4 protein-coding genes are annotated in these 4690 nt (G+C 40.6%); 2 read left to right on the top strand and 2 right to left on the bottom strand.

The window, feature by feature from the left end; all coding sequences use genetic code 11:
- The coding region (locus K1X82_14820) for a hypothetical protein (protein MBX7183383.1) at positions 1–952 on the top strand (952 nt) is incomplete at its 5' end.
- Between the two features lie 236 nt (positions 953–1188).
- Here the strand turns inward: K1X82_14820 and K1X82_14825 are convergent.
- Both K1X82_14825 and K1X82_14830 read right to left on the bottom strand, forming a co-directional pair.
- A complete protein-coding gene (locus K1X82_14825; protein ID MBX7183384.1) occupies positions 1189–1668 on the bottom strand; it encodes a hypothetical protein in 480 nt (159 codons plus the stop codon).
- A gap of 46 nt (positions 1669–1714) precedes the next feature.
- Positions 1715–3679, bottom strand: a complete 1965-nt coding sequence (locus K1X82_14830; protein ID MBX7183385.1) for a sensor histidine kinase — start codon at positions 3677–3679, stop codon at positions 1715–1717.
- Between the two features lie 127 nt (positions 3680–3806).
- Between K1X82_14830 and K1X82_14835 the strand changes: the two genes are divergently transcribed.
- Positions 3807–4690: hypothetical protein (locus K1X82_14835; GenBank protein ID MBX7183386.1), on the top strand; the 884-nt coding region annotated here is incomplete at its 3' end.

A 4690-nucleotide genomic window follows, 5' to 3' on the forward strand; every position in this document is an offset into this window, starting at 1 on the left:
CAAAGGATTTGAAAATGAAGCCATTCCAACAGTTTCCCTTCAAGGGCATTTCCCTGAAAAACCTTCCCAATTTTTTAAAATCCATCCCGATCGCGATACCATACTTCACGGAAAAGAAGGAACCACCTTGTATCTTCCGGCAGGCAGTTTGCTTAGTGCTGCCGACATTGTTCAAATTGAATTAAAAGAATTCTACACTTTCGCCGACTTAATGAAAAACGACCTGCATACCGCTAGCGATGGCTCCATGCTCCATACCGGCGGAACGATATACCTCGATGCTAAAGAAACAAATTCCAATGGCAGTGCCGTGGCAATTAATTCTGAAAAAGGAATTGGGGTAGATTTTACCCTGGGTAAAACCGATCCGGATATGCGAATTTTTATAAAAAATCCCGAAGAAGAAGAATTGAACTGGATTCCCGCAAGGTATACCAAGCATATCATAACTAAAACTGTCACCTGGACAGATGGGGAAGGCAATATTATTTCCGAAGCAGAAGCACTGGAAAGAATAAACAGAATCAAAGCCTATGAAAAAGAGCAGATTGCTCAAAAAAAGATGCAGGAAGAGTTAGCAAAACAAGAAAAAGAGTTAAGCAGATTTGACGAAAAATTAAAAGTGTACGATCTTGGCTATATCAATTGCGATAAATTTCCTGAAGAACAGATGAAATCGATGCAAGCCAAGGCTGACGTACGTTATACTGCAACTTATTACCTGGTTTACAAGGATGTTAGGGGCTTGATGAAAGGCCACCAATTGGGCAATAAAATCGAATTCGGCATGGTTCCTCAGAATCGTCCTGCAACCCTTATTGCAGTTGCATTTGACGGCCCACAGGCCTACTTTTTCAGAACTGAATTGTCGCCTGATTCCCCCATGCCGGAAGTTAAATTACAAGCCTCCAATGAAAAGTTTGTAGACCAGCAATTGGCTCTTTTGAAATAACATTCAACTGAATGGGATTCGTTGATGGTATTGAGTTTTTTGAATTTGGCGGGTCCCATTCGCATGAACAGTTTAGGTAATAAAAAGTTGGGGAAGGCTCATGGTCGGGCTTTCGGCGGTAGTCCTCGCCGCCCTTCGCTAGCGCGGCGGGCGCCTGCGGGCTACCTGCCTCTATCCCTACCCGGACCGAACCCCAAAATTTCACCCTTCGTCCAACTTGATATTGTTTCAAGGGTTTAGTATTGAGGAACATCTACAAACTTCCCTTCCGTAATAGAATGCTCAACTCCATTAATAGCATCTTTCGCCTGAATTGAGAACCTACCCGATACTTTTCCATTCCCAAATTCCGTAATTTCAACAGTCCCCGAATTTCCTTGAATATTTTGTGAACTTCCATTATCATTAATAAAATGCTGGAATTTTGACCCTGACATACTACTCGATTGAGGCTGAATTGCATAATAACCGGATTGGGTACCATAAATATCCAAAGCTATGTTTTTATAATTGGTACCATCAGAACCTTGCCATTCAATTCGGATATGATCAGCACTAATGTAACGCCATTCTGCAGTTACAGCCATGGAAGTATTATCCAAAGAAAAACAAAAATTCCCGCCTTCACATGCCGTATCGCTTGTGTTTGGATCGTTCTTTTTACAGGCAGAGAAAAATAGAATGGGCAGTAGAATCAGGTAAAGAGTTTTTTTCATAGCAATTATTACACAAAGTTATTTCAATTATGTTTTATTCCTGTCACTATTTTAAGGGTATATCCACCGTGACGGTTGTTCCTCGTCCTAAACTGGAATCAAAATGTATACTACCTTGCAAAAACTCCACTCTGGAATACAAATTTCTCAGGCCAATCCCTTCAAAATCCTGAATCTTTGAAGTGTCAAAGCCTTTTCCATTATCTTCAACCATTAAGGTAATTTCATTATCGTGGCGAATTAATTGAATGGTAACATGGTTAGCTTCGGCATGCTTAACAATATTGCTAACAATTTCCTGTAAAACCCTAAACAAAATAGTCTCAGTAGTTTGCTCCAAACGCTCATTTAAGCCAACAATTTCCAAATCTACCTTCAATTTATCGGTGGAAGATATCCGTTGAACAAACTCTCTAACAGCCGAATTTAATCCCGACCTAATCAAGGCATTCGGCATCATGGAATGAGAAACAGACCGAACTTCCTTTACGGTTTCATCAACTAAACCTATCATACCGGTAAAACGTTCTTGCTCTTCTTGACTTTTAAAATTAACTCCGGTTTCCAAGCTGGACAATTGTAGTTTTAAAGCCGAAACCATTTGTCCAACACCATCATGTAAATCCTTGGCAATTCTAATTCTTTCCTTTTCTTCTGCTTCAATTATGGCTCTGTTTTTTTGTTCTTGCAATTTTAAAATTTCAGCATCCATTATTGACTTTTGTTTGCTCTTGTTTCGAATATAAACCAAGGAAAAAACCAAAGCCAGTATAATCAACAACCCAAATACCACTGCAATTACTCCATTCTTTTGAACCAATTTTAACTCCTGTGTAGCAGTTTGTTCTTTGAGTTTTACATTTTCCAATTCCTTTTTCTCCGTTTGGTACTTTACCTCCATTTCCGCTAAAGTGGACCTATTATCGGCAGATAAAATGGAATCCTTTAGGGCGGAAAATTGTTTTTGTAATTCAAAACCGGATTTATAGTCGCCCATTTCTGCATAAATCAACGATAGCATTTCATAGCTTTCCATGATCGGATTTCGTTGGTTGAACTTTTTCGAAAGTTGAATGGTTTCTTCCAACAAGGCAATGGCCTTTTTATAGTTTTTTTCTTTCCAAAAGGCTTGAGCCAGGCTTTCTTTACCTAAAATCACTACTATGGAGAAATCCTGGGTTGAAGCGATTTTTCCACCCTCTTCAATCATGGCTTTCCCCTTTTGTAACTGTCCACTTTCAACCAATGAATTCCCCACTTTAATAAGCATATCAGCAATCCCATTGGAATCACGGTTTGAACGATAAATAGCCAATGCTTTTTCATAATATTCGATGGATTCCTTAAACCGGTCTTGGTAATATGCCATAAAACCAAGATTGTTATAAGCTATAGCAATGATGAAATTATCCTCCTTGTCTATTTTATTACTGATTCCAATGGTTTTAAGCAAGTATTTCCGGCTTTCTTCTGTTTGATCCATCATTGAAAAAACCTCAGCGATATTATTGTAGGTTGCCCCCATCCCATAGTAATTGGATTCGGCCTGGTAGCGTTTCAAAGCCTGGTAATAATCATTGATTGCTCCTTTCAGGTTGTTTCGAATTCGTTTCAAGGTAGCCATGTTGTTCAAAACAGAGGCCATCATTTGGTTGCTATTTTCAGTCTGAGCAATTTGAAAAGCCTTTTTATAACAAGCTTCAGCTTCATCCAACTTGTAATGATTTTTAAACACCACCCCTCTTTCATTTAAGGCCAAACAATAGCCCAATTGGTCTTTACAAGCCAAGGCAAGCTCCTCAGCTTGCCTAAGATAGGCAAAAGCCTTGGTACTGTCATTACTGCGGTATTGCCAAGCCAAGGCATTCAGGGCCTCTACCTTCACGGTATCTATTTTCGTTCGTGCAATAAGCTTTTGCAGGCTATCTACCACCTCCGGATTTTGAGAAAAACCAGAAATCGAAAAAAGCAGAAGAAAAAGTGGAATGGATAAAACGGTAGTTAATTTCATGTCAGGCAAATATATTGGGTTTCTCTTTACTTTTTTTTCTAAGAAGTTTAAAAGAATCTTTACTTTTTCTTGTGTGGTTATTTGGATTTCAATACATTTGATTCCTTTTTAATTTTTGATAAAACCAATGAAAAAACTGTTACTAAGTCTTTCCACCTTTTTACTTTGTTATCAGCTTGCAAGCGCGCAAGCACCCAATGCCCTTAATTACCAAGCGGTAGCCCGTGACAATGCGGGACAAATAATTGCCAACCAAAATGTTAGCATTCGTTTTAGCATTTTAGATGGAAGTCCAACCGGTTCCATTCTTTTTTCAGAAACACATTCTGCGACCACCAACACCTTGGGTTTATTTACCACCAGTATTGGAGGGGGAACAGCCATTTTAGGCAGTTTTTCAACTATCAATTGGGGTGTGGGCGGCAGTAAATGGTTAAAAGTTGAGTTGGATCCAAATGGTGGATCAACCTATTCCTTGCTGGGAACTTCACAATTATTGAGTGTTCCGTATGCCTTGTATGCTGCAACTTCCGGCTCAGGTGGTTCAGGTGGAGTAACCGGTCCTACCGGACCAACCGGACCAACCGGTGGAGGTAGTGGAACAGGTGCAACCGGACCAACCGGACCTAGCGGGCAAAATGGAGCAACCGGGGCAACAGGTGCAACAGGTGCAACAGGAGCCAATGGACTTAATGGTGCAACCGGTGCAACCGGTGCAACTGGTGTAACAGGACCTACCGGTTCAGGTGGAAGTGGTACAGTAAGCTTAGATCAAGCCTATGACAATGGAGGAGCAGGACTTGGAAGAACCATCACAGTAGATGCTGGTCCGGTTACCCTAAACGCTGCCGGCACCGGCACACCCGGAGTTGGTTTAATAGTTAACCAAACCGGAACTGCTACAGCCGCCATTGGTGCTATCCTAACCGGAACCGGAAATGCTATTAATGCAGTTTCAAACAATGCTTCCAACACTACATCAACTATTCAGGCAACCACTACTAGTTCTAC

The sequence above is a fragment of the Bacteroidia bacterium genome (genome assembly GCA_019695265.1).
In the GTDB taxonomy this organism is placed as follows: domain Bacteria; phylum Bacteroidota; class Bacteroidia; order JAIBAJ01; family JAIBAJ01; genus JAIBAJ01.

Bases quoted from the DNA above. Each gene is read 5' to 3' on its own strand.
- K1X82_14830 (MBX7183385.1), bottom strand. From the start codon at position 3,679: ATGAAATTAACTACCGTTTTATCCATTCCACTTTTTCTTCTGCTTTTT.
- K1X82_14825 (MBX7183384.1), bottom strand. From the start codon at position 1,668: ATGAAAAAAACTCTTTACCTGATTCTACTGCCCATTCTATTTTTCTCT.